Raw genomic sequence first — 26,691 nt, 5'->3', positions numbered from 1 at the left:
GACCTGCACCTCTGCGAAACGAATACCACTCAAACCTGAATCCGGATGATTTTGCGGATCCAGAGAATCCCGAGCAACATGGCGCCGAAAGCCCCGATGATCAGCTTTTGACCTGTGGGATCATTGAACAGCACAGGCAAGTAACTGGGGGTTGTGACCAGGATCGCCGCAGCCAACACGAAGGGAATGGCCACCAGTATCCAGGCCGACATCCTCCCTTCGGCCGACAGGGTCTTGACCTTGCGCTGGAAGCGGAAACGCCCGCGGATCAGGCGACTCAGACGCTCCAGCACTTCGGTCAAATTGCCGCCGGTCTCGCGATGGATAAGGATCGAGGTCACCAGCATCATCACCGTCATGCTTGGCACCCGCTCCAGCAGGCCGAGCATGGCCCGGCGCACATCGTTGCCATAGTTGATATCGGCGAAGGTCAGGCCGAACTCCTGAGCCACCGGCCCCTTGTGCTCCTCGGCCACCAGGCGCAGGGTTTCGTTGAATGGGTGCCCGGCGCGCAGAGCGCGGCACATGGCATCCAGCGCGTCCGGCAGGCCTTCCTCGAACGCCGCGAAACGCTTGCCACGGTCGCGAGAGATTTTCAGTATGGGTAACCAGAAGACCGCGAAACCCGCCACCAGCGCCATCCACCAGACTGGCGAGACCATCCAGATCAAGATACCCGCCCAGACACCCAGCACCAGCCCGAGCAGCAATACCCGATAGGCCCGGTACTCGTGCCCGGACTGCTCAATCATTTGCGTCAATGCTTCCATAAAGGGCAGTTGCTCAAGCCTGGCCTCCAGGGGCGACAAGCGCGTCAGGTACTTCTGCCTCAGTACCGTTTGCATGTTGGGCAAATTATTGGCTTTCTCCATTACGTGCAGGCGGCCACGGATGCGCTTGCGCATCTTGCCGGCCTCGCCGAATACCGGCACCGCCACGCCCTGGGACAGGAGGAAGACGGCGATAAACACCATACCGAGGAACATCAGAATGAATTCACCGGGAACCTGATTCATGATTGCCGAGCCTCCATCCACTCGGGCCTGAACATCGTCAGCGGCAACTCGATACCGCGCTTGGCCAGCACATCGCGGAAGGCGGGGATCATGCCGCTGGGCCGATAATCACCCAGCACTTCGCCGTTTTCGCCCATGCCATGGCGCGCGAAGGAGAAGATTTCGGTCATGGTGATGATCTCGCCCTCCATGCCGTTGATTTCCTGCACACTGATCAGGCGGCGCTTGCCGTCCTCCTGACGTTCCAGCTGGATCACCACATCGATGGCCGAAGCGATCTGCTGACGCATGGCCTTGATCGGGAAGGTCGCCCCGGTCATCGACACCATGTTCTCGACCCGCCCCAACGCATCGCGCGCGGTGTTGGCGTGGATCGTAGTCAACGAGCCGTCGTGGCCGGTGTTCATCGCGGTCAGCATGTCCAGCGCCTCGACGCCGCGCACTTCGCCGATCACGATACGGTCCGGACGCATCCGCAGGCTGTTGCGCACCAACTCCCGCTGGCTCACCTCGCCACGTCCCTCGATGTTCGAAGGCCGGGTTTCCAGGCGCACCACGTGGGGTTGCTGCAGTTGCAGTTCGGCCGAATCTTCGATGGTGACGATCCGCTCGTTGTGCGGAATGAAACTGGACAGCACATTGAGCATAGTGGTCTTGCCGCTGCCGGTACCGCCGGAAATCAGCACGTTCAAGCGCCCACGGACAATCGCCTTGAGCAGCAGGGCAATGGCCGGGGTCAATGTCCCCACCTGGATCAGGCTGTCGGTATTGAGCAGGTCCACCGCAAAGCGCCGGATCGACATGCTCGGGCCGTCGATGGCCAGCGGCGGGATAATCGCGTTGACCCGCGAACCGTCCTTGAGCCGGGCATCTACCAACGGCGAGGACTCATCGATACGCCGACCCAGGCTGGAGACGATGCGATCGATGATGTTCAGCAAATGCTGATCATCGCGAAAGCGCACATCGGTGCGTTGCAGTTTGCCAAAGCGCTCGACATAGACCGAGGCATGGCCATTGACCAGAATGTCGGACACGCTGTGGTCAGCCAGCAACGGTTCCAGAGGGCCAAGACCGAGCACCTCGTCGGTGATCTGCTTGATGATCAACTGGCGGCTGGAAGTACTCACCGGTGCCGAGTGTTCATCGAGCAGGCGTTGGCAAATATCGCGAATCTGCCGCGTAGCTTCAGCCTGTTCAAGGGAGTCCAGCAAGGACAGGTCCATGACCTTGAGCAACTGCTGGTAGATTTTTTCTCGCCACTCGGCCTCCACCGGGGTGACCTGACTTCTGGTTTCGTAAAGAACGTCCGGCGTTGCACGTTCCCACGCCATTACTTCCTCTGCCGGATCCAGCGGGTCGTCACCCGGCTGGTTAGCCTGCGATGAGGCGGATTTAGCGGCCTGTTTGCGCAAGCGGTTACGAAAGTCACTGATCATGGGTCACCCCCCGAAAAAACGGTTGAAGGCGCGTTTGAGCACACCTTTTTTTCCAACCACCTGGTTGCCGACCAAGTCATCGGCCACGTTGCGCAGGGCAGCGGTGATCGCCGCCTTCGGCGCATGCAGACCCAACGGCACGCCAGTGTTCTGACTCTGGCTGACCACGTTGAAGTCGTTGGGTAATTTCGACAGGTTCGTGCAGCGCAGCGCTTCGCCGATATCTTTGAGGCTGACCGCCGCCGACTTGTCATAGCGGTTGACCACTATCTGCAGTTGATCCCCACGCACACCCAGGTCTTCGCGAAGCATCCGTACCAGGGAGCTGGCATCGCGCAGATGGCTGACGCTCTGCTGCACCACCACGTACACCCGATCCACCTGTTCCAGCACGGAGCCGGTGAGGTGGTCGATTTGCCGTGGCAGGTCGATCACCACCCAGTCATAGCTGGCGCGGGCCAACTGCAACAGGGTGTCAAGTTGTTCGGGTTGGGCATCCTGCGGCAGACACAACTCGCCGGCCCGGCCACCCAGCACATGCAAGGTCGGACTGTAGTGGCTGCAGAAACCGCGTAACGCGACGCTGTCCATACCGTCGATCTGATGCAACACCTCCAGATGGCTGTGCGCCAGCGCCACATCCAGGTAATGCGTCACGCTGCCAAATTGCAGGTCCATGTCCAGCAACAGGGTACTGCCACCCTTCATGCTGAGCTGCTGAGCCAGGTTGCAGGCCAGCAAGGTTCCACCGGAACCGCCCTTGGCATTCATCACGGCGATCAATTTCCCTACTGTCCCACTGCCGGTCCGAACCTCCATAACCAGCCGATTCAAGGCGACGACCAGTTCTGTCTCGGCGACGGGCTCCGGCAGCACGTCACGGGCCCCGGCCTGCATCGCCAGGCGCATGCCTTCCTGTTCGCTCAGCAGCCCGCACACCAACATCGGCGGACGCTCATGGGCCGGGCGCTGCAACAGTGCCGCGAGCTCTTCACGCCACAGGTGGCTGACGCGCAACAGCAGCAGATCGGGCATCCGGTCCAGACCATAGAGCGGGTCGACATGCCCATTGCTCACCAGGCGAGTACTCACCTCCAGGCCGGGCATGCGTTGGCAGACACTCTGCAGGTCGCGCAACGACGTGGCATCACGGCTGCTGATCAGCAACCTGAGCCCGGCTTTGCCGGTCGAACTGGAGAGAGGAGTGTCCTTGGTATTCAGCATGGCGTGATCTCCCCGGAATCGGAATGACGCCCGAGGCTTTCACGTGGCAACGTTGCCCTGAATGCGGGCAAGGTAATGGGCACGCCAAACCCGGGAATGAACAGATTGAAAACGAAGTTTTGCAGACTCAACCGGACATAGCGGATGGCACGAAAACCATTGACGCTGACCAGGTCAGCGGGGTTGGCCACCAGAGCACCGTTTACGTCCAGATAGGTCAACGTCAGGTTGGTGGTGGCCAGATTGCCGATTAGCTGGCTCGTACCTGCGTCGGTCGCGGCATTGAAAATTGCCCGCCGCAGAACCACCGGATCGCTGATATTGCACACCGCCGCCAGGCGCGTACCGCGGCGTACGGCTTCATCCAGCGCATTGACCGTGAAGTACAGGCGGCCTATTTCCAACACGCCGAACAACAACGTGAACATCAGCAGACCAATGAAGGCGAACTCCACCGTATAGGTGCCGCGCATGTGTTTTCTGTTCATCACAGGGCCCTCATCACGGTAGTGGCGACCAGCGGAATGCTCAGCGCAATCCGATTTCCAAAAAAACCGGGAAGCGATCCGGTGCAATTGCCACTGCCAATCACCGGGCAGAACGTGTAAGTGATGGTGACCCGCACATGGTCGGTGCCCACTGCGGCGACGACCACGTTGCCAGTCGTCAGCCCTGACACCACAGCGGTCCCGGTGTTGGCCGGCACGCCATACACCGCAACGTTTTTCGTCTGGGTCTGCAGCGTATTGCTCAGAGCGACCGCACCCAGCGTCGAGTTCCAGGCCTGACTGGCGACGAAACGGTCGGCATCGCGGCTGGCCTGCAGCAGCACGTTATACTGATAGAGCATGCGGCCGAACTCACCGAAGGCCAGCATCAGCAACAGCAACACCGGCAGGACCAGGGTGAATTCCACCATGGCCAGGCCTTGCTGGCGCTGCCGATGTTTAAATCCGTGAAGTCTCATGACGCCTCCTACGAGTCAGTGCTCGGAGTGCCGCTGCCGTTGAGATAGGTTTTGTAGAGCTGAATGATCTGCGGGCCGGAAGAGGTTGACGGCGAGGGGCCGGCCACGTTGTCGCCTTCACACTCCTTCACGAACTGGCCAAAGATCTGCGAGTCGCCGCCACCGCCACTCATGGGCTGCACCACGAAATAACAACCAAAACCGAGGACCGGGATCGAGGTTGAACCGCCCTGTTTGCCGGTGCAGTTGCCCACCACGATTTTCAGCATCCGGCGCTCGAACACCCCATTGCCCTGACAGCCACTGCCGGACCCTGCCACACACGCGGCAGTGCTCGCACGCCAGTCGTTGTAGTCAAAAATCGCATTGCCGCCCGCGGTGAGATTGCCGTTGTTCGAGGTGACGGTTTGCCCCTGGTACTTCGGGCCTGTGCCGTTGTCAGTGATTGCGGGGTTACTGGACGTGGTCACCAGATCCGGTGGATAGGCCGAGGCACTGATCTGGCCGCCGTTGTAGATACCGAAGCGCGTATTCAGGCCTTGAGAGGTGGGGCCGGCCGTGTTGCCAGGAGCGGTCTGGACATTGTCCCCGACATTGCGACAGACTGTGCCGCCTCCGGCCAGATCCTCCCTGACTTGACTGCCGCCCGAGCCAAAATCGAGCAGCTGAAAGTTGCCTGGACCAATGGGCGACGAACTGCCGGCAGCCGTCTTCAGTACTTTCAAATCACCAAACCGGAAGCCCCAGAACATGCCGGCAGCCGGGTTGTATTGAGTCGGGTCGCCACAGACCATCAAAGGTGCGAGATCGCAGGGGCTGGTAGGGCTGGGGCCAGCGGTGGCAATCGCCGCCACCGCTTTGGCTCCCAGGCCGCCAGGGCCGAATGCCTGGGCGAAATTCCAGAAAAATCCCGTCAGGTTATAGCTCGGTACCGATACCCGAACATACTTGGCATCCGCCGGCCCGGGATAGGAGAACGGGCCATAGACGCTGCTTGCCAGTTCCACCGCTGCAAATGCACCGGCGTTGCCGCCGACAGCCGTGGCCAATTCGTTGTTGCCCGTGGCATTGGCATTCTGTGTCAGCGTATTGAGCGCTGCGGTACGCGTCGTGCTGGCGCTGTTGATACCACCCGCCACCTGGCTCAGGGTCTTGGCGCCACTCAGGGCGGCGGCGTCCACTGCATTCTGCAGGCGCGTTTTGTTCAGCATCATATGCCCGCCGTCCAAAGCCAACGCCGCCATCATGGCCATCGCCGCCAACGCGATCACCATCAATGCACTCACCGATCCTACCTGGCGCCTTGGCGTCGAAGTGAACGGCCGCTGAATACGAAGATTCATCATCAAGCCCTCGATTGCCGATACCGATCCGGATCGACTCCGCCAATACCGTGGTGCCCAGGCACCTATTGCGCCCTGTCAGCGAATTTTGACTACATTGGCTTCGACCCCACGGATAATGGTGACGGCTCTACCACCCTCTCCATTACCACGCGGCACTACGCGTTTTGGCTCTGTGGCGGTAGCCACCGCCATGACCGGTGCGGCAGGCGCAACGGCCGCGGTTTTCTTCTCGAGGTTCAGAGGGTTACGCAACGCCAGCTGCAACTTGCCTTCTGTCTGCGCCGTGACCAGGGCTTCCGCTTCAGCGGCCGACATCTCCAGCGTCACGGCGCGCACCACGACTGGTTGGGTCTTGTCGGTACCCGCGGTCTGATCCACCGCCAACACCCGCAAGTTCTCGAGGATGGTCCTGGACGAGGCGCTGTTACTGCCGGCATTGGTGGTTTTGGTCGCCAGTACATCGACCCGATTACCCGGCAACAGGAACCCGCCGACGCCGACCACATCGTCCACCCGTACTGATATGGCGCGTTTGTCGGGGGCAATCAAAGAGGCCAGGGTGCTGCCGCCGAGGTGCTCGCTCAGACGCGCACCACGCACGATGTCGCCCCGCAGTATGTCGAACGTTGCGATCTTGCCCACGGCTTTTTCGCTGGCATCGAAGGCATCGTCCGGGATCGTATCCATGGGCATGCGTACGGTCGTGACCTGCTGGGACTCGACCATCTGCCCGAATGGAATCTCTACCGTGGCGACCACCACGCTTCGCAGGTGGTCGTCCGGGCTGGCATTGAGCCGCGCGCTCAGCCAGGAGTCGGCCATCCATGCAGCGCCAAGGCCCATGACCAGGGAGGCGCCTATCAGGGTAAGCGTACGAGAGCTCATGTCAGTTTCTCCGTATCAAAGAAAGTCGAGCTGGACGAAGTAGTTGTGCCAGGCCCATTCCAACTCTTTCGGTGACAGTGGTCCGGAACCGCCGATATAACGCTGGCGATCGAGCGCCATGTTCAGGAGATCGCGGGGATGGCAGGGCACCAGGGGCATGCCTTCACTTGCATAAAGCCTTTGCAGCACATAACGCACCAGCAGCGGGTCATAGGAAATGCCCAGGCGCTCGCTTTCCATACGCCAGATCTTTTCGTACTGCTCGGGCTTCAGGTAACCGAACTGCAGCTTGTAGCCAATTCGGCGCAGGAAGGCCTCATCGGCCAGTTCCAGGGGATTGAGGTTGGTGGAAAACACCAGAATCAGATCGAACGGCAGTTCGCAATGCCGACCGCCGCCCAGGTTGAGGAAATCGCGTTTCTCTTCCATCGGGACGATCCAGCGATTGAACAGTTCGGCGGGGGCCATGCGCTGGCGCCCCATGTCGTCGATGATGAACAGGCCATTGCTGGCCTTGAGCTGCAAGGCGGCCTGGTATTGACGGGTGAAGGGGTCATAGCGAACGTCCAGCTGCTCCATGCTCAACTCACCGCCCGTGATGACGATCGGGCGTTTGCAGCGCAGCAGTCGACGGTCGATCCCTTCGTTGAGCATCAGATTGTTCTGTTGAGCATTTTCATCGAGCCGCTGATGCACCTGCGGGTCATAGATCTCGATTACCGACTCGTTGATGACGATGGCATGAGGGACCCAGATGGCCTCGGCGAACAGACGGATCAGCCGACTGCTGACATAAGTCTTGCCGGTACCCGCGGGGCCATAAATCATGATCGCGCGCCCGGAGTTCAGCGCCACACCCAGCTGATCGAGCATCTCCTCCGTGAGCACTACACCAGCCAGGGCATTGCGCATATCGTTGGCGTTGATGCGACCATGGTGAATGGTCTGCAGTTTGATCAGGGAACGGTAGGTGCTCACCGGGAAGGGTGCCGCACCGATATAGCCACTGCGCGACAGGGCATCGCGGGCGGCACTGCGACCACGTTCGGTCAGGCCATAACGCAGCATCTGCCCGCCCGTCTGACTCGCCTGGCCCAGCACTTCGACACGGCCATCCTTGCGCAGAAACGCCAGGACCTCTTCAAGTACCGCTCCGGTCAGCGCCAGGCGTTCCACCAGCCGCGACATGTCCAGCACGCCGACATCAAACAAATGCTTGCACACCAACTCGCCGAGAAAACTGTCGGTCAGGCCGGTTTCACGGATAGTGCAGGGCTGAGGAGCCAGTCGCTGCACCGCTTCCCGCTCGTTGGGGAAGGCATCAGTATCAACCATGACGTGCATGACTAATCTCCCAACCCACTGGCAACGAGTTGCCAGTAGATGCTGCCCAGCGTGCCGAGCAAGATTGCAACTGCGTAAGGAAAGGGCTTGCCGGCCGCCTCGTCCGCACTCGGCGCCAGGTAGGCCCGAGCCTTCAGAATCAGCCAATAACGCCCCAGGGTTTGCAACATCTGACCGTGCACCAGCACAATCAGAAAACCGCACAGGCTGCCGAATACCAGGCTGTATAGTGCAGCCCACAGCGCGTAATGAACCGGCAGGAAGCTGCCAACCATGGCCATCAACTTGACGTCGCCAGCGGCCATGCCCCCCACGGCATACATGGGCAGAAACACGGCAAAACAGATCAGGATGCCCAACAGGCCGTCACCCAACCCGCTTAACCCGCCTGAAAAAGTCTGGCCGGCTAATCCCAAGGCCAGGCCCACGAGGATCAGCAAGTTGGGAATGCGGTGGCGACGAATATCGCTCACCACCGCTACGCCCAGCAGCCCGATCAGCATAACTGTAGCCACCAGCTGCTCCATGGACATCACCGCATCTCCCTAACGGAATTATCGTTACACGCAGGCAGCACCACCACCAACGGCATTGCACACCGCCTGGATTCGGGTATGTACGTTCGCCCCGAGATCGGTGAATGCGAGGGCAACAGCTGCCGTAATCAACCCTCCCGCTACCGCATACTCAACAATGGTCAGGCCATCTTCGTCTTTGATGAACTTCAGTACCGAAGCCTTGATTGTTTGCATGATCATTTTGCCCACCTCACTCGAATGTTGTTTTTTCTGAGGCAGTACTTTCTGCGCTGCCTGATGCAACCCTAGTCAGTGGCAAGGCATAGGCGTTAGGAAGATTTTGCACATCGCTAGGACTTTTTTGCGGGGCGGCCAAATACGGGTTATTGGCCTTTGCAGAAGTAACGGGAGGGGTAAACAAGGCGTTGAAAAGCAAAGGCAATTGTCATTGATTCACAAGCGACAAACGGTTCGAGCCGGGTTCGTCGATAACACACCAACAAACACTCACCCGGGGCAGCCTTCCAGGCAACCTATAGAGCGAATAGAACTAAAAATCGTCTTTCCTATCAGGATTAAATCTGCAAAGTGATGGCACCTTGGCAATACTCCTTAGCTAAGAGAGTCACCCAGAACCCCAGAGTAGAGACATGACGTCCAATTTGACCAAAAGGCCATCGCTCCTGTGGTTCGATCTGACTCATGATCGGTCCACGAAAGAACTCATCGCGCAGTTCGAGAGTACCTGCGACTGCAGACTGGCGAAAAACTCCGTGTTGCCCATCGCGGAACCGGCAGACATGATCTGCATCCATTTTGATCGCCCCGACACTCCAGGTTTGAGGCTATTGCTGGAGATCAAACACACCACCCCCAGCATCCCGATCACCATGTTCACCGTGCAGCACTCGGAGGAACTGGCTGTATGGGCCATGCGCTCCAGCGTCTGGGAATACATGGTGCTCCCGCTCTCGAGCACCGAGAGGAAGCGTTACCTGACGGCGGTGGTGCAGCTCTGCGAGCTGCGCCGAAATGCCCAGGGCCGGGGCAAGTCATCGCAGATCGACCACTCCCCGACCCTGCCGGACAGCATCCGTCGGACCTCAGGACACCAAAAACACCAGGCGCTGAGCAATGTCATGCTGTACATCGAACAGCACTTTCGAGACAGCATCGATCAGAGGGAATTGGCGCAGCGCTGCGGCATGACGACATTTCGCTTCAGCCGCCTGTTCAAGGAAGCCAATGGGCTTGGCTTCACGGATTACATCCTGGACAAGCGCATGAACTTCGCCAAAGATCTGCTCGACAACAGCCAGATGCCGATTACCAGCATCGGCTATGAGGCCGGCTTCAAGGATCCTTCCTACTTCGCTCGTGCCTTCAAGCAGTTCGCCAACTGTACGCCCAGCGAATACCGCCTGGCACGCCAAATCAAAGCGGCTGCCGCTGCGCTACCGGTGCAGGATGAAAAAACCATTGAAGCGCTCGAAAACCTGGTGCAGAGCCTCAGCGGTTGATCCGGTTTTTTACGCGCACACAAAAACGCCGCTCAATGAGCGGCGTTTTCGTTAAATATGGAGCGGGAAACGAGACTCGAACTCGCGACCCCGACCTTGGCAAGGTCGTGCTCTACCAACTGAGCTATTCCCGCAAATGGCGTCCCCTAGGGGACTCGAACCCCTGTTACCGCCGTGAAAGGGCGGTGTCCTAGGCCACTAGACGAAGGGGACACGCTACCCGGAACACATGGTGTGTGTTTCGGTGTCCAGAGCCGCATCCGAAGACTTGGTTCTGGTTTCACTCAGCCCTGCCCGAAAGCAACGCTGTTTAAAATTGGAGCGGGAAACGAGACTCGAACTCGCGACCCCGACCTTGGCAAGGTCGTGCTCTACCAACTGAGCTATTCCCGCATTGGCGTCCCCTAGGGGACTCGAACCCCTGTTACCGCCGTGAAAGGGCGGTGTCCTAGGCCACTAGACGAAGGGGACACACGTACTGCATTCACTCCCTGCTTCGTTTCGCTGTGTGCTTTACGCTGCAAGTGGCGCGCATTCTATGGATGGATTGAGAGGTCGTCAACCCCCTGATATAAATTTATTTAAATCAATGACTTCGCCCTGCTTTTGGGAGCCGTTGCGGTTTTTCCGCGACCCGGCGTTTGACGCTTATATTCTGGCACCCGCCAAGACGTTATAGTCCACCCAATGATGGCACTCTGCGAATCGAGTGCCATCATTCATAGAAACGGGGCTGCGGCCGATATAAGCACAAGCATGTCCGATCCAACCCGTCGTGCGGGCCAGGGCGCTCAAATGCCAAGCCACCCGACTCGCATGCGTAACCTATAAAGAGGTCTTACCGGTGACGCCACTCATGATCACCCTGCTAATCGTAGCCGGGATCGCCCTGTTGATCGCCATTGGCTACATGAACCATGTGGTGGAAAACAACAAGCTGGAAAAGGCCCGTACCAAGATCGAGCTCAACGATCGCCTGCGACGCTGCGGCGAGATCACCGAGACGTTCCCCGGCCAGCTGATGACCCCGGCACTCAAGCTGCTGTTGGCCCGCCTGGAACTGAACGTCTGCCAGCGCCTGCTTAACCTGGAAAAATCCAGCGCCAACCTCAAGGCACGGATCGCCGAGCTGGAAGCCCTTGTCGGCCAGGGTGAATCCATCCCGGTCAACAATCCGCCAGCACCGATCCAGACCGAAGCCAAGGCCAAGGATGTACGCTTCCTGCTCGAAGCCCTGCACGGCCAGATTACCCGCGCGGCACAGGACGGCTTCCTGGCCCCCAACGAGGCCAAGCGCTGGATCCGTGAAGTGCGCCACATCCTCGTGTTGCTGCACATCGAGTTCTTCAACAACCTCGGCCAGCACTCCCTGCAGCAGAACCAGCCCGGGCAGGCTCGCCTGGCATTCGAGCGCGGTGTGCAATACCTGCGCAAACAACAGGAACCACAGGTCTACGCCGAGCAACTGGAATACCTGGAAAAACTCCTGGCCCGCGCCAATGACCAGGTCATGGATCGCATCGCGCCGGTCGAAGGCGAGGTCAACCAGTTGACCGAAGGCTTAAAAGACGTCGAGGCCGACGCGGACTGGAAAAAGAAAGCGATCTACGACTGATCAGCGAAAGCCACTGTAGGAGCGAGCTTGCTCCGGGCGGCGTTCCGACGATGGTCGTAAAGGAGAACGCGTGTTTACTGGCTATACACGTCGTTCTTGCGTCCATCGCGAGCAAGCTCGCTCCTACAGCCTGAAATGCCCCACCATCCCCTTCAGTTCAACCCCCAGTTGCGCCAATTGAATACTGGACGCTGCATTGCCCTGCATCGCCAGCGATGACTGATCTGCACTGGCGCGAATGCTAGTGACACTGCGGTTGATCTCTTCGGCCACCGAGCTCTGTTCCTCGGCCGCCGCGGCGATCTGCTGGTTCATCTGCTGGATCAACGATACCGCCGCCGCAATACTTCCCAGCGCACTCTCGGTCTGCAAGGCATCGCTGACCGCCAGCTTCACCAACTCGCCACTGCTCTGGATCTGCTGCACCGACGACTGCGCCGCCGAGCGCAAAGCGCTGACCAGGCGTTCGATTTCCTCGGTCGATTGCTGGGTTCGCTTGGCCAACGCGCGCACTTCATCGGCCACCACCGCAAAACCCCTGCCCTGCTCGCCGGCCCGGGCCGCCTCGATCGCCGCGTTCAATGCCAGCAGGTTGGTCTGCTCCGCCACGCTTTTGATCACACTCAACACCGTGCCGATATTGTGGATTTCCGCACTCAGGCTTTCGATGCTCGAACTGGCGGAAGTGGCCGAATCTGCCAACTGCTCGATCCGTGCCATGCTCTGGCGCACCACCTGCTGACCGCTTTCAACCTTGCCGTCAGCCGTTTGCGCAGCCAGGGCCGCTTCCTCTGCATTGCGCGCGACATCATGCACCGTGGCGGTCATCTGATTCATCGCGGTGGCGACCTGCTCGGTTTCCTCCTTCTGTGTGCTGACTTCGAGGTTGGTCTGCTCGGTCACCGCCGACAGCGACTGGGCGGAAGTCGCCAACTGTTCGATACCCGACTGCAAGCCGCTGACGATATGACTGAGCCCCGCGCCCATTTGCTGCATTGCCTGCATCAACTGACCGATTTCGTCGCGGCGGGTCACGTCAATGGTCGCACTCAAATCCCCCGAGGCAATCTGCTGCGCCACCTGAATCACGCTACGCAGCGGTGCCACGATCAATCGGGTGATGAACCACGCGGCAACCAGCCCAACCAGCAAGGCCAGGGCGGAGGAGCCAATGATCAGCAGCGAGTTCTTTTTCAGTTCAGCCTGCATCGCCTGGTCTTGCGCGACATAAGCCTGATCCACCCGCTCGACCACTTGGGCTGCGCGTTGGTGCAATTGCTGATAGACGGTTTTTTCCTGTTCCAGCAGGTCGGTGTACTCGGCGAGCTTGTCACTGAAACTGGCGATATGACCCGTCACCTCATTGAGGACGGTCTGGTAACCCTCATCCTTGATCGTGGTCTTGAGCTGCTCGGCCTGGGTCAATGCCTGGCTGGCCTGTTCGATCTTGCCCTGCCCGGCGCTGTCGTCGCCTTTGCGGCTTTGATCCAGACGCACGCGCGCTTCATTCATGGCTTGCAGCATCAAGCGTGAAACCTGGCTGACCTGGCTGGCCTGCTCGATGAATTGCGCACCGTCCTTGCCTTCGGAATCTTTCAGGGTATAGGCACCGTCATCGGCGAGCCCGGACTGCAATACGTCAAGATTATTGGCCACGCTGGACACCGACCAACTGGCCATTTCCAGCGCCAGGTCCTTGGCCTGGGTGAGCGAGACAAACTCGTCGAAGGCCTTGCGATAGGCGCCCAAAGACTGTTCGACATCATTCATCACCGGCATGTTGGCCGCAGACGCGGCCTTGAGCTGGCCGGCCAGGGCGATCAGGCCATCGACGCCCTCGTGCAGGGCATCGACGGTTTTCGGATTGCCGTGCAAGGCGTATTCCTGCTCCAGCAGCCGCACCTTGAGCAAACCGCTGTTGAGCGATGACATTTGCTTGAGCCCGTCGAAGCGCTGGCTGATGGTTTGCAGGGACCACACGCCAATGCCCGCCACCAGCGCAGTCAACAACAGCACCAGGACAAACCCGATACCCAGTTTTTTTGCCATACCGAGGTTGGCAAAACGTCCTTGCACGCCCGAATTCATTGCACTTAGTCCCCTGCCAAAGTCTGTAGACGCAGATTCGCAACGGGCCAGTAGCAACACAAGACTCTGGCACCGGAATAATGGCAAAAAGCTACATCAACGTCGCTTTCAGAACGCTGGAGGTCGATACCGGGCAGTGGCCTGAAAGAACGCACGGGCACGCGGGTCGCAGGCATAGGCCACGTTGATACGCTGCCAGTCACTGGCCTCACCCGAGGGGTTGAAGGCGGTCTTCGATGACAGCAGTACACCCAGGCGCCGTGCCTGGGTCCGCACCTGATCGTAATCGGACATTCCTGATCGCGCCCAGATGAACAGGCCTCCCGCCGGTTTGCCGAAAATCTCCCATTCGGTATCTTCGAGCAATTGCAACACCGCCAACCGGTCGCTGTTCAAGCGTTGGCGCTGACGCTGCACCAGTTTGCCGTAGGCACCGTTAGCCAACAGGCACGCCAGCACCGACTCGCAAAATCGTGAGGCGCCCATGCCACTGATCATCTTGACTTCGGCCAGACGCGTAATGACTTCAGAGCCGGCCACCACGAAACCGACCCGCAAGGAACTGCTGAGGGTCTTGGAATAGCTGCCGACGTAGATCACGTTGTCGTCCAGCGCAGCCAGTCGCGTAGCGCAACCGCTGCGCAAATCCGCATAAACGTCGTCTTCGATCACCTGCACGCCAAAGGTCCTGGCCAGCTGCAGCACGCGGCGCGCTACCGCCGGTGCAAGGCTGCTGCCCGTCGGGTTGTGATAGAAGCTATTGATGACCAGCCCCTGAGGCCGGTGTTTGACCAGCACCGATTCGAGCATGTCCACGTCCGGCCCCCGCGGTGTTCGCGGCACCTCGACCATGTGGATGCCGTGCAGCCTGAGCAGATCGAACAGCACCGGATAACCGGGACTCTCCACGACCACACAGTCACCGGCCTTGAACAGTGTCCGCACAATCAGGTCGAGCCCCTGACTGGCCCCCGCCGTGGTCATGATCCGGTTGTCCTGCACCGGGATATCCAGCTGCCTGAGGCGCTTGAATATCTGTTGTCGCAAGGCTGGCAATCCCAGCGGCGTGCTGTAGTTGAACAGGCTGGCCGTATCGGTACGACTGACTTGCCGAATCGCATAAATCAGATCGTCCGTCTCGCGCCAGCTTTCAGGCAGCCCGCCACAGCCCAGCCTCAACTCACTCGAATAAGGCCCGTTCTCGGGCTCAGCCCCCTCGAACCACACAGGCTCGTGCCTTGCACCCGTAGTCAATGCCGGGTCGGCAACCCTATAGCCGGCCCCATGGCCTGACACCAGCATCCCCTGCGTCACCAGCCGTTCGCAGGCCTGGGCAACGCTTGACTGACTGAGCAAATTGATCCACGCAATCTGTCGCACCGAAGGCAGGCGCGTACCGGGCGATACCCCGCTGGAACGAAGCCAACAGGTCAGCGCGTCAACAATTTGCTGTACGACGGGCACCAGCGCCTGTCGGTCGATTCTCAATTCCATGAGCAAGCAAACTCCTGTTGATTTTGCGAGCAACAGTTAATCACAGGAGTGTTCGAATACATGTGCGACAACGCCGCCAAAACCCATTGCTCTAATCATTTGAAACACATTGCCCGGTGCCTTTGTGAAACCAAAAAACCTGTGGGAGCTTGCTCGCTCCCACAGGTTCCGGGTGTACTCGGTATCGGCGCGTCGCTTAAAACGCGGTAACGCCACCGTCCACGGCCAATGAGTGACCCGTAGTGAACGCCGCGCCATCGCTGCACAGGTACAGCACCGCGCTGGCGATCTCTTCGACTTTGCCGATGCGACCGACCGGATGCATGGCGTTGGCGAACTCGCCTTTTTTCGGGTCGGTTTCATAAGCGCGACGGAACATATCCGTGTCGATCACCGCCGGGCACACCGCGTTGACCCGGATCTTTTTCTTGGCGTACTCGATGGCCGCCGACTTGGTCAGGCCGATCACCGCATGCTTGGAGGCGGCGTAGATGCTCATTTTCGGCGCGGCCCCAAGGCCGGCCACCGATGCCGTATTGACGATCGCACCGCCCCCTTGCGCCAGCAGCCGCGGCAATTGGTATTTCATGCACAACCAGACGCCTTTGACGTTGACACCCATGATCGCGTCGAACTCGTCGAGCGTACCTTCGGCCAGCTTGCCTTTCTCTATTTCGATGCCGGCATTGTTGAAGGCATAGTCGAGACGACCGTAAGTATTGATCACCTCATCCATCAAATTTTTTACATCGCTTTCCAGGGTAACGTTGCAGCGTACGAAGGTCGCTTCGCCACCGGCTGTACGAATCAGCGCCACCGTGCCCTCACCGCCCGCCGTATCCATATCGGCCACCACTACCTTCAGGCCCTCGGCGGCAAATGCCTGGGCGGTCGCGCGGCCGATACCGGCCGCCCCGCCTGTCACCACAACCACCTGGCCGGAAAACGTCATGCTCATTGTTATGTCCTCGAAGAGAAGAATGCGCTAGGGCCAGTCTAGTCATGAAGGTCTTGAACACGGCAGCACTATCAAGGCTCCGGTTGGGCGCCCATGATTTGCAGTGATGGAACTGCCGTACCAACTATCACTGCACTGGATCAACCTGCATTCGCCGCATCAGCCGAACTTGCGGCATCGTCGCTGACCGGCTATCAACAAGGCTTCATTCATCTTGAGTGCCTGCCATGACCTCCCAGACCAATCGCCAATTCCTGCTCGCCAAACGCCCGGTTGGCGCGGCGACCCGTGAGACATTCACTTATCAGCAAGTGCCGGTCGGCGAACCGGAGGCGGGTCAGATCCTGGTTCAAAACGAATACCTGTCCCTGGACCCGGCCATGCGTGGCTGGATGAATGAGGGCAAGTCCTACATCCCGCCGGTCGGGCTCGGCGAAGTCATGCGCGCCTTGGGTGTGGGCAAAGTCATTGCCTCGAACAACCCGGGGTTCGCGGTCGGGGATTACGTCAACGGCGCCCTGGGCGTGCAGGATTTCTTCCTCGGCGAGCCGCGAGGCTTCTACAAGGTCGATCCGAAACTGGCACCTCTGCCACGTTACTTGTCGGCACTGGGGATGACCGGGATGACGGCGTACTTCGCCCTGCTCGACGTCGGCGCTCCGAAGGCCGGTGACACCGTGGTGCTGTCGGGTGCGGCTGGCGCCGTGGGCAGCATCGCCGGGCAGATTGCCAAGATCAAAGGCTGCCGTGTGGTGGGCATCGCCGGCGGCGCGGACAAGTGCAAGTTCCTGATCGATGAACTGGGTTTCGATGGTGCTATCGACTACAAGAGCGAAGACGTCCTTGCCGGCCTCAAGCGCGAGTGCCCGAAAGGCGTCGACGTGTATTTCGATAACGTCGGTGGCGACATTCTCGACGCGGTGTTGAGCCGCCTGAACATGAAGGCGCGGGTGGTGATTTGCGGTGCCATCAGCCAGTACAACAACAAGGAGGCGGTCAAGGGCCCGGCTAATTACCTGTCGCTGCTGGTCAACCGCGCGCGCATGGAAGGTTTTGTGGTGATGGACTACGCCGCCCAATACGCCAGCGCCGCACAGGAAATGGCCGGCTGGATGGCCAAGGGGCAGCTCAAGAGCAAGGAAGACATCGTCGAAGGACTGGAGACTTTCCCGGAGACGCTGATGAAATTGTTCAGCGGGGAGAATTTCGGGAAGTTGGTGTTGAAGGTTTGACGCAGCCCTTGTAGGAGCTGGCTTGCCAGCGATGCAGGCACCGCGGTTACTCAGGTAAACCGTGGTGTTGCAATCGCCGGCAAGCCGGCTCCTACAGGTTTGGTGGTTAAGCCAGTTCAGCCACGACCGAAGCCAGTGCCTTGGCCGGATCCGCCGCCTGGCTGATCGGACGACCGATCACCAGATAGTCGGAACCGGCATCCAGCGCCTGGCGTGGCGTCAGAATACGGCGCTGATCGTCCTGGGCGCTGCCCGCCGGGCGAATCCCCGGGGTCACCAGTTGCAGCGACGGATGCGCCGTTTTCAGGGCCTGGGCTTCCAGGGCCGAGCACACCAGGCCGTCCATCCCGGCTTTTTCCGCCAGGGCGGCCAGGCGCAGGACCTGCTCTTGCGGCTCAATGTCCAGACCGATACCCGCCAGGTCTTCACGCTCCATGCTGGTCAACACGGTCACGCCGATCAGCAGCGGTTTCGGACCGCTGCGCTGATCCAGCACTTCACGGCACGCGGCCATCATGCGCAGACCGCCGGAGCAATGCACGTTGACCATCCACACGCCCATTTCCGCAGCTGCCTTGACGGCCATCGCGGTGGTGTTCGGGATGTCGTGGAACTTGAGGTCCAGGAACACTTCGAAACCCTTGTCACGCAGGGTACCGACGATTTCCGAAGCGCAGCTGGTGAACAGCTCCTTGCCGACTTTGACCCGGCACAGCTTCGGGTCCAACTGATCGGCCAGCTTCAGTGCGGCGTCACGGGTAGGGAAATCCAGGGCGACGATGATAGGAGTCTGGCAGGCGGACATGAGTGGGCTCTCAGGCAAGTCGAAATCGGCGCGCATTGTAGCGGAACCAGCGCCGCTGCGGGACCCGATGATCGGTAAATCGTCGCGACGGCTCAGGCAAGACTAGCCCTTGAGGCCATTGTGTCGAGTCCGATACATACACGACACGCCCGCAACACCCGGGCCCGCTACCCTCGGCAACCGCAACAGGTCCTTGCAACAGCACTTCCGGTGGCGTTGGCCTGGGCATGACCATTGCCTGTTCCGACTAAGAGGCCCTAAGCAGAATACAAATCTCAGGGCCGGCGATCTTCAACCCGTGCCTGGGTCTTGCTCCAGTCGATCAACAGGCTGTAGGCCACCGCCAGCAATGTCGGGCCAATGAACAGGCCGATAAAGCCAAAGGCAATCAACCCGCCAAACACCCCAAGCAGCACAATGACCAGCGGCAGATTACCGCCACGGCTGATCAGGTACGGTTTGAGCACGTTGTCGACACCGCTGATGACGAATGTGCCCCAGATCCCGAGGAATATGGCCATCCCGTACTCGCCTTTCCAGGCCAGCCACGCGGTCGCTGGAATCCATACCAACGGCGGGCCCATCGGAATCAGGCTGAGCATGAACGTCACGATACCGAGCACCAATGCACCCGGTACACCGGCAATCAGGAACCCGATCAGCGCCAGGGTCGCCTGGGCCGCCGCGGTGCCGATCACACCGTTCACCACCCGCTGTACCGTGCCCGCCACCAGTTCAATGTAGTAGCCGGCCCGTTGACCGATCAGCCGCTCCAGCAACGTGTGGACAAACGCCGCCAGGCGCGGCCCGTCACGATAGAAAAAGAATACGAAGACGATGCTCAGGGTCAATTCGAGAATACCGCCGCCGATCTGCGCGCTGCGCGCCAGCAACCAGTTACCCACCTGCCCCAGATAAGGCTTGAGCGACATCATCATCGCCGCGCCTTGCTCATCGATGCTGTTCCAGATCCCGACCAGCCGCTCGCCCACCAGGGGAATCGAACCCAGCCACACCGGCGCTTCGGGTAGCCCCTCGACCTGCGCATCCTTGATGAATGCCGTGGCATCTCGCACATGATCGGCAAGGTTGAAACCCAGCCACACCAGCGGTGCCGCTACCAGCACCATCCACCCCAGCGTCAACAATGCCGCCGCCAGCGACTCGCGGCCATTGAGCCAACGGGTCAGCAAGCGCATCAGCGGCCAACTGGCAAATGCCAGGACCGCCCCCCAGAACATCGCCGACCAGAACGGCGCCATCACCCAGAAACTCGCGCCGAACAACACCACGAGCAGGATCTGCACCAACAGGCGATCATTATTGATCATCAAAAGTCTCGAAAAAATCAGTCCGCAAAAGAGTAGGCGAACGCGGCGTACACGTTCGCCCGGTACAGCCTAGCGCAATAACTCGATGTGCAGGCCAGAGCCTTCGGCACTGCCGGTTTCCATCCGCGCGGCACGCACGCCCTGGCCAATCAGGGCCTGACGCCAGGCTTCGGCGTTCGCTCCGGAAATACTGACCCGCAAGGTGGTGTCCAGATTCAGTCCGCGAGAAATCAGGCGTAGCCAGGTCTCGTCAGGCGCGTCGCTCAATGTGGGAAAGTCGAGTTCACTGGTGCTCTTGAGTTCACGCAGCAAGGTCGCGGAGGTCGGCAATAACTCGCCCAGCGGCGCCGAAGCGTCGAACTGTTCGACATGCAGGTAGGCTTTGCGATTACCGCGGGTGATGCTGTACAGCGCAACGAGCGTGTTGTCCCGTGGAGCGGCAAGCCGTAGCAGCAAATAGGCTTGTTGATCGTCGGCACCGTACAGCTTGGCGTTGCCGAAGACTTGATTGGCCCAGAGGCTGCTTTCACCGCAATCGCGCGCCTGGCACCAAAAGAGCAACCCGGCGCCCTGTTGTTGCAAGGCCTCGCGGGCAGCGGTGAACGCCTCGATGGATGGATGCTCCGATGGCAACTCGTAGGTCACCGAAGTGACGTTGCCACGGGCACTGACCTGACCGTCGAAACGTAACTGGCCACTGATCTTGCGGATCGAACCCAAGGGATAGATCCGCTCCAGTTCGGCTGCGGGGCGATAGTCGACAATCTGGGCGTCGGTCATGCGCGGCACTATTGGCAGGTCCTGACTGCCCGGAATATCAGCGGCGAATAACAAGGGACTGACACTGCACAGCACCAGCAAACTGAATGAACGCATGGATAGACTCATCGGATCAGCATGGCCTGGGCACCCTTGATGACACTGGCTTCATCGGCGCGTTCCGGTACCTGCAAACCACGCTGCACCGCCGGCCGGTCCTCCAGGGTTGCCATCCAGCGTTGCAGCGCCGTCAAGCCCTCCACCGAGACGCCCGACCACTCGTAGCCGCGCACCCATGGAAAGGTGGCGATGTCGGCAATGCTGTACTGATCGGCGAGGAACTCCACGCTTTGCAGCCGCGTGTCGAGCACTTCGTAGAGGCGACGGGTTTCATGCTGATAGCGGTCGATGGCGCCCTGGAGTTTTTCCGGAAAGTAGCGGAAGAACACGTTGGCCTGGCCCTGCATCGGGCCGATGCCGCCCATCTGGAACATCAGCCACTGCAATACCAGCGAACGTCCCTTCGGGTCGCTCGGCAGCAGTTTTCCGGTCTGTTCAGCGAGGTAAATCAGGATGGCGCCGGATTCGAACACGGCGAAATCGCCGTTGGCGCGATCGACAATCGCCGGAATCCGGCCATTGGGGTTGATCTTGAGGAAGTCCGCAGACTTCTGTTCCTTGTTGTCGAAACTCAGGGCATGCACCGTGTAGGGCAGGCCGAGTTCCTCGAGCACGATAGAGACCTTGTGGCCATTCGGGGTCGCAGCGGTGTAGAGATCTATCATGGTTGTCTCCCTTTTCAACCCGCCAAGCCTCGACAGTTGCCCGACGCAAGTCAAGGAATGGTGAAAAACCGATTGAAACAGTCTGCGACAAGATCGGCACCGGACTCGTCATTGAGGTGCAAATGGTGGCCGCCTGGCAGCTGTTCCCGGCTAAAGGGTAGACGCTCCAGCAATTCCGGGTGTTTGGCGAGCATGCCGTCGGCAGCAACCACCAGCTTTGCGGGACACCCTATACGCTGGACGAAGGCCATGGCCTGTTCGGTGGTAAGACGTAGCGGCGATGGCAACGTGAGGCGATTGTCGGTGCGCCAGGTGTAACCGCCCGGTACCGGCATCAAGCCCCGCTGGGCCAGCAACTCGGCGGCTTCGCGGCTGACCGCGACCAAACCCTTCATGCGCGCTTCGATGGCTCGGTCGAGGGTGTCGTAGACCGGTTTGCGCTTTTCCCGCAGATCCAGTTGCGCCTGCAGGGCCAAGCCCATGCGCTCGGCAGCGTTTTCACCTTTGTCTGTAGGAGGAATGATGCCGTCGATCAACGCCAGGTGGGTGACCCGCTCGGGCATCGACCCGGCGATGATCAGCGAAGCAATGGCGCCCATCGAATGCCCCATCAGCGCAAATTTGCGCAGTCCAAGCTGTTCGGCGACCTGCAGCACATCGTGGGCGTAGTCCCACATGGCGTAACCGGCGCCCGGCGGGCGATGCCCGGAATGACCGTGACCGGCCATGTCCAGGGCGATGATGCGCAGGCCTTTGAGTTTGGGCGCCAGACGGGCAAAGCTGTTGGCGTTGTCCAGCCAGCCATGCAAGGCAATGACCGGCAAACCGTCTTCAGGACCAAACAGGTGCGCCGCCAGTTCGATGTGCGGCAGGCTCAGGCGGACTTCTTCGACGGCGTGGCTCATGCGCAATCCTGTTGTCGACGGCCGTCCCAGCGGTAGAACAGGCCTTTGAGCATTTCAGCGGTATCAAGGGGACGTTCAAGCGGAAACATGTGGCCACCGGGCATGGTCAACGACTCGCCCAACGGCAGGCGGTCGACCGAACTGGCGTGATGGCGCATCACCACGCGGCTGTTGTGCCCGCGAACCACCGCCAGCGGCACTTGCAACTGCCGGGTGCTGCCCGGGCTGGTGTGCGGCACGCCGCGATAGATGCTGATTTCCGTGGCCGGGTCGAACCGCAGGCGCAGCTTGTCATCGACCTGGTGCAAGCCATGTTGCAGGTAGGCATCGAAGCATTCCGGGTCGAAGCCGCGAAACAGGGTTTTACCGGCGAAATACCTGCGCGCGCTTTCCAGGTCGGCGAACTCTTCACGACGACCGAGGGTCCGCCCGGCCGGGGTCAAGCGGTCGATGAAACCGAAGCGTTTGGCCGCGCGTATGACCCATCGATCGGTTCGGGTCAGCACTGGCGAGTCGAGCATCACCACCCCGCGATACAACTCAGGACAGCGCAAGGCCGCATGCAGGTGCAACACGCCACCGAAGGAGTGACCGACGCCCCACACGGGCTCGGCCTGTTGTTGCAGGTGATGGATCAGCTCATCCACCAGGTTGTACCAGTTGTCGTCCGCCGGAAAACGCGGGTCGTGGGCGTGCTGCTCCAGATGCGTCACCTGAAACTCGGGTGCCAGCGCCGCAAACAACTTGCCGTAGGTCCCCGAAGGAAAACCATTGGCGTGGGCGAAAAAGATCTGTTGCGACATACCTGCAAATCCATGAGCGAGAACAGGCATTGATTGTCCGCAAGAGCGCGTCCTGCGGCAATGACCGTAACTGCCAGGAATGATGACAGACCTGCCGTGGCTATGACGTCACTGCGGGCGGCACCTGTTATTTCTGACAGTTGACTGCCAACCAGCATCCAGTGGATAAGAAGGGCTGTCCCGCCGAATCATGGGCAAACTCACGATGCCCCATGCCAATACTCCGACCATCCAGGTATTTGACCCGCGCGGGCTGAGCGTGCGCGGTGTGGCGTATCACCGGCGCGAGCGCGCGTCGGCACCGGAGCCTTGCATTACCCAGCAGGAATATGACGGCGCCGGTCGCGCTGTGCTGATTCGTGATCCACGTCTGTTCCGTTTGCATCAAGACGGTCAGACGGCAGCCAATCAGCAAAACGTCTTCAGTTTGTCGGGCGCTGTGGTGTTTTCGCAAAACAGCGACGCCGGCTGGCGCCTGGGATTGCTCGGCGCGCACGGGCAAAGTGTTGAAGGCTGGGATCAGAAGCTAAGCCAGAGCCGCGTGGACTATGACCCTCAGTGCCGCCCGATCGCTACGTTCGAGCGCGCATGGCAAGGCTCGGAACGCTGTATCGCACGATTCACCTATGCCGATACCGACGCCGATGCCGGTCAAAACCTGCGCGGTCGGTTGACTCGGCACGACGACACCGCCGGCACCCTACGCTTCACCGAGTTCAGTCTGAACGCTACACCGCTGCAGCACGGCCGCACCTTCATCGCCGATCCGCAATGGCTGGTGGACTGGCCCGAGTCAGAGCCTGAACGCGACGCCTTGCTGGAGAACGGGCCAGCCATCACTCGCCTTCACTGCAACGCCGCCAGTGAGACCGTCAGCCAGACCGACGCATTGGGCAACCGCCAGACGTTCATTCATACCTGTGCAGCCGAGCTGCGTGAGGTTCGTCTGAAACTCGCCGGGCAGGCCGAGGAAAAAACCCTGGTCCGAGACATTCACTACAACGCCTTCGGCCAGATCGAACAACAATGTGCGGGAAACGGTGTTGTTTCATGTGCGACTTATAGGCCCGACGATGGCCGACTGGAGCACCTGAAAGCCTATGTAACAGGTCAACCGGCCCTGCAAGATCTGACTTATGAATACGACGCGGCGGGCAATGCCACCTGCATCACCGACGCTGCTCAAGCAACTCAATTTCACCGTAACCAGCGCATCGAGCCAGTTAGTCGCTACCGCTACGACAGCCTCTACCGCCTGATCGAGGCCAGCGGTCGGCAATGGCGCAACGCGCCGGGTGGACCACAACTACCGGAGTTCCAGTCCACCGCCGACCCCGGACAACTGGAAAATTACACGCGTTTCTACCGCTACGATGAAGCCGGCAACCTGACGGTCATGCAGCATCAGGCCGACAGCGCCAGCCGTACCGAACGCACAGCCGTCGCCCGGTTCAGTAATCGCAGTCTGCCCGAAAAGCCTGATGGCGAGCTGCCCGACGAACAGGAAATTACCGTCGGTCATGACCTCAACGGCAACCGTATCGGGCTTCAACCGGGGCAAACCCTGCAATGGGATCTGCGCAACCAACTGCGGCAGGTCGACCAGGTAGTGCGTGAAGATGAACCGGACGATTGCGAGTTTTATGTGTACGACGGCAGTGGCCTGCGTCAGCGAAAAATCCGTCAGGCCTACACCGGCACATTGATCCGCACCCACGAAACCCGCTATTTGCCAGGTGTGGAAGTCCGCACTTCTGCCGACGAGACCTTGCATGTCGTGACGATCAAGGCCGGACGCAGCACGGTGCAAATCCTGCACTGGCAGACTGAGCCGCCAGCCGGCATTCCCCAGAACCAGCATCGCTACAGTTTTTCCGATCATTTGGGCTCCAGCGCCCTGGAGCTGGACGAAGCGGCCTTGCTCATCTCCCGGGAAAGTTACTACCCCTACGGCGCAACTTGCTGGTGGGCCGGTCGCAACAAGCTCGAAGCCGGCTACAAGACGCTGCGCTATTGCGGCCAGGAACGGGATGCCACCGGGTTGTACTACTACGGGTTGCGCTACTACGTACCCTGGTGCCAACGCTGGCTGAACGCGGACCCTGGAGGCACCGCGGACGGGTTGAATCTGTATGCGATGGTGCATGGCAATCCGATCGGACACGTGGATTTTCAGGGGCTGATCACCGTGGAAAAAGTGTTCAGCGCAGCCCTCGCGACGATTGGCCGTGACGGTGTGAGTGCCCTGGCTGGTGGCGCTGTGCGGTACTTTGCGGGGCAAGGACTGACACACTTGGCAAGCACACCCACGGATGATCCGGATATCCAGATGATTGACCCCGGCGTCAATCTGGCGCTGAGCGTAACAGGTGCGACGGTCGGGGCATTGGCGGGCGGATCCATGGGGATGGGCGCGGGAAGCAATATCGTTTCCCGATACAGCGAAAACCGCGCTGCGCAGTGGATCGGCGCGGCCATGGGTGGACTGGTGGGCGCGGCAGCAGGTGCCGCTGCCCCGCTCTATGCCTATCTGAGCAACCCTGAAGGGTTAAATGAAGTGGCCATCAGCCTCATCACCAGCGTGGCCGGCAATCTGACAAGGGAAACAGGGCAACGCATCAGCGCAGAACTGGGCCCCAGGCTTACGCTCGCGCCCTCAGGTGTCGCGACTGCCCTGCGCACAGGCGCCTATGGAGGATTGCTGTTCGCCGGCGGAATGATTCGCGCGCAGCTTGCGCCTCTGGCCGGCGTCGCCATCAATGCCGCCGTCGAAGGTCTTGATGGCGCATCCATCGTCATGATCAACGCCTGGCGTGGAGGAACCTTCACCCAGGGCACTAATGAGTTGAGCAGACCGAATGCCATGGAAGTGCTGTATGGCTGGGCTACGCGCACGGCCGGGTCAGGCTTGACCGCCTCGCTGACACTCCTGTCCACCCCGCTGACCGACGCCATTGCAAACCCCAATCTGCGGACGGGAGCCATTGGTGCAATGGCTACTCCCACAGAAGCCCGAACCTATTTGGGACAACATGTGCAGCGCGGCACCGCCCAGTTGTTCAGATATGACGATGCGGACTTCACCCTGGACCACTTCACCCAACCAAACAGGGAGTGGACGGGGCACCCGGACATGCCCACTGGCAACAGCATTGAAATGACAACGTTCCGTCGCCATGCTTCGAGTACCCCTTAACGCGCCGGCGGATTCTCACCCAACGGCACCACTGCCATGGTCAGCCGCGACACGCAACTGGCCTTGCCCTCATCGCTGGTCAGCCGAATGTCCCAGACATGGGTCGTGCGGCCGATGTGGATTGGCCTGGCCACCGCCGTCACCCGCCCGCTGCGCAGGCCGCGCAAATGGTTGGCGTTGATTTCCAGGCCCACGCAATAGAACTTGCTGGCATCGATGCACAGGTAACTGGCCATGGAGCCGACCGACTCGGCCAACACCACCGAGGCACCGCCGTGCAGCAAGCCGTAAGGCTGGTGAGTGCGATGGTCAATGACCATGCTGGCAGTCAGGGACTCAGCGTCAAAGGCCTCGAAACGGATGTCCAGCACTTCACCGATGGTGTTTTTCTGGATAGCGTTCAACTGTTCGATGTTGGGAGTGGTGCGCCACAGGCTCATCGCAGAGTTTCCTTGTTGGTT

At 60.1% G+C, this 26,691-nt stretch carries 24 protein-coding genes, 4 tRNA genes and 1 pseudogene; 4 read left to right on the top strand and 25 right to left on the bottom strand.

Annotation, left to right across the window (positions count from 1 at the left end; translation table 11 throughout):
• Positions 1-29: 29 nt before the first annotated feature.
• From AC1DWG_RS11120 to AC1DWG_RS11075, 10 genes are all read right to left on the bottom strand, one after another.
• Entirely contained in the window at positions 30-1,016 is a 987-nt protein-coding gene (locus AC1DWG_RS11120) for a type II secretion system F family protein (RefSeq protein WP_477787790.1), read from the bottom strand.
• On the bottom strand, positions 1,013-2,455 hold the full coding sequence (locus tag AC1DWG_RS11115) for a CpaF family protein (protein WP_477787789.1): 1,443 nt from the start codon (positions 2,453-2,455) through the stop codon (positions 1,013-1,015). The genes AC1DWG_RS11120 and AC1DWG_RS11115 overlap by 4 nt, the downstream gene beginning before the upstream one ends.
• Positions 2,456-2,458: 3 nt before the next feature.
• Complete coding sequence (locus tag AC1DWG_RS11110) at positions 2,459-3,679, bottom strand: AAA family ATPase (RefSeq protein ID WP_477787788.1); 1,221 nt, start codon at positions 3,677-3,679, stop codon at positions 2,459-2,461.
• Positions 3,673-4,167 (bottom strand): TadE/TadG family type IV pilus assembly protein, encoded by a 495-nt coding sequence (locus AC1DWG_RS11105; protein ID WP_477787787.1) that lies wholly within the window; start codon positions 4,165-4,167, stop codon positions 3,673-3,675. Before AC1DWG_RS11105 ends, AC1DWG_RS11110 begins: the two co-directional genes overlap by 7 nt.
• Complete coding sequence (locus tag AC1DWG_RS11100; protein ID WP_477787786.1) at positions 4,167-4,646, bottom strand: TadE/TadG family type IV pilus assembly protein; 480 nt, start codon at positions 4,644-4,646, stop codon at positions 4,167-4,169. Before AC1DWG_RS11100 ends, AC1DWG_RS11105 begins: the two co-directional genes overlap by 1 nt.
• A gap of 8 nt (positions 4,647-4,654) precedes the next feature.
• Positions 4,655-5,992, bottom strand: coding sequence for a Tad domain-containing protein (locus AC1DWG_RS11095; RefSeq protein ID WP_477787785.1), 1,338 nt, complete (start codon positions 5,990-5,992; stop codon positions 4,655-4,657).
• 75 nt (positions 5,993-6,067) lie between these two features.
• Complete coding sequence (cpaB, locus tag AC1DWG_RS11090; RefSeq protein WP_477787784.1) at positions 6,068-6,877, bottom strand: Flp pilus assembly protein CpaB; 810 nt, start codon at positions 6,875-6,877, stop codon at positions 6,068-6,070.
• Between the two features lie 15 nt (positions 6,878-6,892).
• Positions 6,893-8,221, bottom strand: a complete 1,329-nt coding sequence (locus tag AC1DWG_RS11085) for a P-loop NTPase family protein (protein ID WP_477787783.1) — start codon at positions 8,219-8,221, stop codon at positions 6,893-6,895.
• A gap of 2 nt (positions 8,222-8,223) precedes the next feature.
• Positions 8,224-8,754 carry an A24 family peptidase gene (locus AC1DWG_RS11080; protein ID WP_477787782.1) on the bottom strand — a complete coding sequence of 177 codons (531 nt, stop codon included), beginning with the start codon at positions 8,752-8,754 and terminating at the stop codon, positions 8,224-8,226.
• A 27-nt stretch (positions 8,755-8,781) separates the two neighbouring features.
• Positions 8,782-8,979, bottom strand: a complete 198-nt coding sequence (locus AC1DWG_RS11075) for a Flp family type IVb pilin (protein WP_477787781.1) — start codon at positions 8,977-8,979, stop codon at positions 8,782-8,784.
• Positions 8,980-9,389: 410 nt separating this feature from the next.
• On the opposite strand from AC1DWG_RS11075, the gene AC1DWG_RS11070 reads away from it, so the two are divergent.
• Positions 9,390-10,259, top strand: coding sequence for an AraC family transcriptional regulator (locus tag AC1DWG_RS11070; RefSeq protein WP_477764796.1), 870 nt, complete (start codon positions 9,390-9,392; stop codon positions 10,257-10,259).
• A 58-nt stretch (positions 10,260-10,317) separates the two neighbouring features.
• On the opposite strand, the gene AC1DWG_RS11065 is transcribed toward AC1DWG_RS11070, so the two are convergent.
• The 4 genes from AC1DWG_RS11065 to AC1DWG_RS11050 all read right to left on the bottom strand — a co-directional run bounded on the left by AC1DWG_RS11065 (position 10,318) and on the right by AC1DWG_RS11050 (position 10,730).
• Positions 10,318-10,393 (bottom strand) — tRNA-Gly (locus AC1DWG_RS11065).
• A 3-nt stretch (positions 10,394-10,396) separates the two neighbouring features.
• A tRNA-Glu gene (locus AC1DWG_RS11060) sits at positions 10,397-10,472 on the bottom strand.
• 104 nt (positions 10,473-10,576) lie between these two features.
• Positions 10,577-10,652: transfer RNA gene (locus AC1DWG_RS11055), tRNA-Gly, on the bottom strand.
• A gap of 2 nt (positions 10,653-10,654) precedes the next feature.
• Positions 10,655-10,730 (bottom strand) — tRNA-Glu (locus tag AC1DWG_RS11050).
• A gap of 385 nt (positions 10,731-11,115) precedes the next feature.
• On the opposite strand from AC1DWG_RS11050, the gene AC1DWG_RS11045 reads away from it, so the two are divergent.
• Positions 11,116-11,874: a hypothetical protein gene (locus tag AC1DWG_RS11045; RefSeq protein WP_477764797.1), complete on the top strand. Its 759-nt coding sequence runs from the start codon at positions 11,116-11,118 to the stop codon at positions 11,872-11,874.
• A 123-nt stretch (positions 11,875-11,997) separates the two neighbouring features.
• Here the strand turns inward: AC1DWG_RS11045 and AC1DWG_RS11040 are convergent, their stop codons facing one another.
• The 4 genes and pseudogenes from AC1DWG_RS11040 to AC1DWG_RS11025 all read right to left on the bottom strand — a co-directional run bounded on the left by AC1DWG_RS11040 (position 11,998) and on the right by AC1DWG_RS11025 (position 16,414).
• Positions 11,998-12,861, bottom strand: coding sequence for a methyl-accepting chemotaxis protein (locus tag AC1DWG_RS11040; RefSeq protein WP_477754411.1), 864 nt, complete (start codon positions 12,859-12,861; stop codon positions 11,998-12,000).
• Positions 12,859-13,083, bottom strand: a pseudogene (locus AC1DWG_RS11035) (HAMP domain-containing protein); the annotation flags it as partial. The gene AC1DWG_RS11040 and the pseudogene AC1DWG_RS11035, both read right to left, overlap by 3 nt.
• Before the next feature lie 987 nt (positions 13,084-14,070).
• Positions 14,071-15,456: an aminotransferase-like domain-containing protein gene (locus tag AC1DWG_RS11030; RefSeq protein ID WP_477787780.1), complete on the bottom strand. Its 1,386-nt coding sequence runs from the start codon at positions 15,454-15,456 to the stop codon at positions 14,071-14,073.
• A 196-nt stretch (positions 15,457-15,652) separates the two neighbouring features.
• Positions 15,653-16,414: an SDR family oxidoreductase gene (locus AC1DWG_RS11025; RefSeq protein ID WP_477764800.1), complete on the bottom strand. Its 762-nt coding sequence runs from the start codon at positions 16,412-16,414 to the stop codon at positions 15,653-15,655.
• Between the two features lie 227 nt (positions 16,415-16,641).
• Here AC1DWG_RS11025 and AC1DWG_RS11020 point away from each other — a divergent pair, with 227 nt between their 5' ends.
• Complete coding sequence (locus AC1DWG_RS11020) at positions 16,642-17,646, top strand: NADP-dependent oxidoreductase (protein WP_477764801.1); 1,005 nt, start codon at positions 16,642-16,644, stop codon at positions 17,644-17,646.
• 106 nt (positions 17,647-17,752) lie between these two features.
• Here the strand turns inward: AC1DWG_RS11020 and pyrF are convergent, their stop codons facing one another.
• The 6 genes from pyrF to AC1DWG_RS10990 form a co-directional block, all read right to left on the bottom strand.
• Positions 17,753-18,451, bottom strand: coding sequence for an orotidine-5'-phosphate decarboxylase (gene pyrF / locus AC1DWG_RS11015; RefSeq protein ID WP_477754395.1), 699 nt, complete (start codon positions 18,449-18,451; stop codon positions 17,753-17,755).
• Between the two features lie 275 nt (positions 18,452-18,726).
• Entirely contained in the window at positions 18,727-19,782 is a 1,056-nt protein-coding gene (locus AC1DWG_RS11010) for an AI-2E family transporter (protein WP_477764802.1), read from the bottom strand.
• A 69-nt stretch (positions 19,783-19,851) separates the two neighbouring features.
• Positions 19,852-20,658 carry a DUF4892 domain-containing protein gene (locus AC1DWG_RS11005; RefSeq protein WP_477754393.1) on the bottom strand — a complete coding sequence of 269 codons (807 nt, stop codon included), beginning with the start codon at positions 20,656-20,658 and terminating at the stop codon, positions 19,852-19,854.
• A gap of 8 nt (positions 20,659-20,666) precedes the next feature.
• Positions 20,667-21,326: a glutathione S-transferase family protein gene (locus AC1DWG_RS11000; RefSeq protein WP_477754392.1), complete on the bottom strand. Its 660-nt coding sequence runs from the start codon at positions 21,324-21,326 to the stop codon at positions 20,667-20,669.
• Between the two features lie 50 nt (positions 21,327-21,376).
• Positions 21,377-22,231, bottom strand: coding sequence for an alpha/beta hydrolase (locus tag AC1DWG_RS10995; protein ID WP_477764803.1), 855 nt, complete (start codon positions 22,229-22,231; stop codon positions 21,377-21,379).
• Complete coding sequence (locus AC1DWG_RS10990; RefSeq protein WP_477764804.1) at positions 22,228-23,034, bottom strand: alpha/beta fold hydrolase; 807 nt, start codon at positions 23,032-23,034, stop codon at positions 22,228-22,230. Before AC1DWG_RS10990 ends, AC1DWG_RS10995 begins: the two co-directional genes overlap by 4 nt.
• Positions 23,035-23,224: 190 nt before the next feature.
• Here AC1DWG_RS10990 and AC1DWG_RS10985 point away from each other — a divergent pair, with 190 nt between their 5' ends.
• Entirely contained in the window at positions 23,225-26,230 is a 3,006-nt protein-coding gene (locus AC1DWG_RS10985) for an RHS repeat-associated core domain-containing protein (RefSeq protein ID WP_477787779.1), read from the top strand.
• Here AC1DWG_RS10985 and AC1DWG_RS10980 read toward each other — a convergent pair.
• Positions 26,227-26,670 carry a hotdog fold thioesterase gene (locus AC1DWG_RS10980; RefSeq protein ID WP_477754829.1) on the bottom strand — a complete coding sequence of 148 codons (444 nt, stop codon included), beginning with the start codon at positions 26,668-26,670 and terminating at the stop codon, positions 26,227-26,229. The genes AC1DWG_RS10985 and AC1DWG_RS10980 overlap by 4 nt on opposite strands.
• Positions 26,671-26,691 lie beyond the last annotated feature (21 nt).

The organism is Pseudomonas sp. P4_B3, from assembly GCF_056402295.1.
This window is presented reverse-complemented; position numbering and strand designations above follow the sequence as displayed.

What these genes read in the sequence shown, in the direction of transcription:
- AC1DWG_RS11045 (WP_477764797.1), top strand. Translation starts at nt 11,116, where the DNA reads ATGATCACCCTGCTAATCGTAGCCGGGATCGCCCTGTTGATCGCCATT.
- AC1DWG_RS11095 (WP_477787785.1), bottom strand. Translation starts at nt 5,992, where the DNA reads ATGATGAATCTTCGTATTCAGCGGCCGTTCACTTCGACGCCAAGGCGC.
- AC1DWG_RS11115 (WP_477787789.1), bottom strand. Translation starts at nt 2,455, where the DNA reads ATGATCAGTGACTTTCGTAACCGCTTGCGCAAACAGGCCGCTAAATCC.
- cpaB (WP_477787784.1), bottom strand. Translation starts at nt 6,877, where the DNA reads ATGAGCTCTCGTACGCTTACCCTGATAGGCGCCTCCCTGGTCATGGGC.
- pyrF (WP_477754395.1), bottom strand. Translation starts at nt 18,451, where the DNA reads ATGTCCGCCTGCCAGACTCCTATCATCGTCGCCCTGGATTTCCCTACC.
- AC1DWG_RS11105 (WP_477787787.1), bottom strand. Translation starts at nt 4,167, where the DNA reads ATGAACAGAAAACACATGCGCGGCACCTATACGGTGGAGTTCGCCTTC.
- AC1DWG_RS11110 (WP_477787788.1), bottom strand. Translation starts at nt 3,679, where the DNA reads ATGCTGAATACCAAGGACACTCCTCTCTCCAGTTCGACCGGCAAAGCC.
- AC1DWG_RS11005 (WP_477754393.1), bottom strand. Translation starts at nt 20,658, where the DNA reads ATGCGTTCATTCAGTTTGCTGGTGCTGTGCAGTGTCAGTCCCTTGTTA.
- AC1DWG_RS11020 (WP_477764801.1), top strand. Translation starts at nt 16,642, where the DNA reads ATGACCTCCCAGACCAATCGCCAATTCCTGCTCGCCAAACGCCCGGTT.
- AC1DWG_RS11030 (WP_477787780.1), bottom strand. Translation starts at nt 15,456, where the DNA reads ATGGAATTGAGAATCGACCGACAGGCGCTGGTGCCCGTCGTACAGCAA.
- AC1DWG_RS11040 (WP_477754411.1), bottom strand. Translation starts at nt 12,861, where the DNA reads ATGGGCGCGGGGCTCAGTCATATCGTCAGCGGCTTGCAGTCGGGTATC.
- AC1DWG_RS11010 (WP_477764802.1), bottom strand. Translation starts at nt 19,782, where the DNA reads ATGATCAATAATGATCGCCTGTTGGTGCAGATCCTGCTCGTGGTGTTG.
- AC1DWG_RS11100 (WP_477787786.1), bottom strand. Translation starts at nt 4,646, where the DNA reads ATGAGACTTCACGGATTTAAACATCGGCAGCGCCAGCAAGGCCTGGCC.
- AC1DWG_RS11025 (WP_477764800.1), bottom strand. Translation starts at nt 16,414, where the DNA reads ATGAGCATGACGTTTTCCGGCCAGGTGGTTGTGGTGACAGGCGGGGCG.
- AC1DWG_RS11070 (WP_477764796.1), top strand. Translation starts at nt 9,390, where the DNA reads ATGACGTCCAATTTGACCAAAAGGCCATCGCTCCTGTGGTTCGATCTG.
- AC1DWG_RS11080 (WP_477787782.1), bottom strand. Translation starts at nt 8,754, where the DNA reads ATGTCCATGGAGCAGCTGGTGGCTACAGTTATGCTGATCGGGCTGCTG.
- AC1DWG_RS11085 (WP_477787783.1), bottom strand. Translation starts at nt 8,221, where the DNA reads ATGCACGTCATGGTTGATACTGATGCCTTCCCCAACGAGCGGGAAGCG.
- AC1DWG_RS11075 (WP_477787781.1), bottom strand. Translation starts at nt 8,979, where the DNA reads ATGATCATGCAAACAATCAAGGCTTCGGTACTGAAGTTCATCAAAGAC.
- AC1DWG_RS10990 (WP_477764804.1), bottom strand. Translation starts at nt 23,034, where the DNA reads ATGTCGCAACAGATCTTTTTCGCCCACGCCAATGGTTTTCCTTCGGGG.
- AC1DWG_RS10995 (WP_477764803.1), bottom strand. Translation starts at nt 22,231, where the DNA reads ATGAGCCACGCCGTCGAAGAAGTCCGCCTGAGCCTGCCGCACATCGAA.
- AC1DWG_RS11000 (WP_477754392.1), bottom strand. Translation starts at nt 21,326, where the DNA reads ATGATAGATCTCTACACCGCTGCGACCCCGAATGGCCACAAGGTCTCT.
- AC1DWG_RS10985 (WP_477787779.1), top strand. Translation starts at nt 23,225, where the DNA reads ATGGGCAAACTCACGATGCCCCATGCCAATACTCCGACCATCCAGGTA.
- AC1DWG_RS10980 (WP_477754829.1), bottom strand. Translation starts at nt 26,670, where the DNA reads ATGAGCCTGTGGCGCACCACTCCCAACATCGAACAGTTGAACGCTATC.
- AC1DWG_RS11120 (WP_477787790.1), bottom strand. Translation starts at nt 1,016, where the DNA reads ATGAATCAGGTTCCCGGTGAATTCATTCTGATGTTCCTCGGTATGGTG.